Origin of the sequence: Bacillus sp. L_1B0_5 (assembly GCF_000836715.1) — a bacterium.
Taxonomy (GTDB): domain Bacteria; phylum Bacillota; class Bacilli; order Bacillales; family Bacillaceae_G; genus Bacillus_A; species Bacillus_A thuringiensis_S.
Window position 1 is genome coordinate 1 of sequence record NZ_JXIS01000171.1, and the last position, 1,476, is coordinate 1,476.

Sequence of the window (1,476 nt, forward strand, 5' to 3'; positions counted from 1 at the left end):
TTTTTAATAATGCTAGGGGCAAGAAATCCCTTGCTTATAAGATTTATTGGCTCACCAAAATTATTTACTTCAAACCAAGCAATATGTTTATTCAGCAATATGAAAAACATCAACTGATATATAAGGAACCCTATTAAAAAATACTTTATAAAGGATAGCATATTTGTTATTAATAAAAGAGCTACTATTACGGTTAATAAAATCGTCATAATAATACCGAAAATAAATAACTTTTTATTTACTCCATACCCTATATTTGATTCATCTTCATTTCGCCTCAACCAAAATGCATAAAATAGAATCTGATCTTTATCTATCTTTTCCAATAAAATCTCCCCCATTTTAAACCATTTTTATTTAATGAATATCTCCATCTTTTAAGATTAAAAATCTATCTGCGAGTTGATCTTTAATTTCTTGTTGATGAGACGAAAACAATATACTACACCCATCTTGTTTGAAAGATTTAAGCATTTGAATTGCTGTATCGGTTGATTTTTGATCCATGGCTGTAAAGGGCTCATCCAAAATGATTAGATTCGGACGATGAAATATAGAGCCTATAAATCCTATTTTTTGTCTCATCCCCTTGCTATAAGTACTAGTGAAATTATTTAAATCTTTAGTACCTAATCCTAAATCATTGAGAAGATTAATACCGTATTCAATATCTTCTTGATTAAGATTCCGGAAACCAGCCCATAGTTTAAGATGCTCTACTCCCGATAAATACGGATATAGAAAGGGTTCATCTGGTGAAAACCCTATAATTTTTTTAGCTTCTATTGGATTTTTATCCATATTGTATTGGGATACATAAATTTCTCCCGAGTCTTTTATTGTCATTCCCATAATACACTGTAGTGTGGTGGACTTGCCTGCACCATTTTCACCGTTTAATGCTACAAATTCTCCACTACCTATAGATAAATTAACTTTATTTAAAACAACTTTATCTTCATAAATCTTAGAAAGATTTTTAACACTTAATATATCCATATTATTTCAGTCTACCTCTTTCTACAGTATTATGATATTTTTGCTACAGGCATACTTGCTTCAACAATTCCGGCTAATATAACCAAAATTACTGCAATACAATTTAAAATTAATCCTCTTTTAAAGTTAGATTTAGCCTTTTCTTTTTTCTTCATAATCAATAAGATAATTGAAGAAACAACATATAAATCACCCGCACCCGCAATAATAAATGCAGGAATTTCTAAAATTCCGTGTGGAATCAAAGCCATTACAATGTCACTAAAGTAATGTTTATCATGAAAGGCCCCTAGAGTTATACCTAATGAAGAACCATTTATAAAAATAATTCCTAGGGTTCCAATTCCGAGTGTAACAATTCCAGCGGCTAATATTCCTACGACCCCTAAATTATGCATGATTACAGATCCATACTCCAATTTTTGAGGATTTGGTGTCAAATTTATATTCATTTTTGTAGCCGAATAAGCGCCTATT

The 1,476-nt window shown here is 30.5% G+C and carries 3 protein-coding genes; all 3 read right to left on the reverse strand.

What is annotated here, in order from left to right:
- Positions 1–326 (reverse strand): hypothetical protein (locus tag RT27_RS31145; RefSeq protein ID WP_043939073.1); only part of this gene is annotated, 326 nt, incomplete at its 3' end.
- A gap of 31 nt (positions 327–357) precedes the next feature.
- Positions 358–999 (reverse strand): ABC transporter ATP-binding protein, encoded by a 642-nt coding sequence (locus RT27_RS31150; protein ID WP_043939075.1) that lies wholly within the window; start codon positions 997–999, stop codon positions 358–360.
- A gap of 29 nt (positions 1,000–1,028) precedes the next feature.
- Positions 1,029–1,476: stage II sporulation protein M (locus RT27_RS31155; protein ID WP_043939077.1), on the reverse strand; the 448-nt coding region annotated here is incomplete at its 5' end.

Bases quoted from the DNA above. Each gene is read 5' to 3' on its own strand.
- RT27_RS31150 (WP_043939075.1), bottom strand. From the start codon at position 999: ATGGATATATTAAGTGTTAAAAATCTTTCTAAGATTTATGAAGATAAA.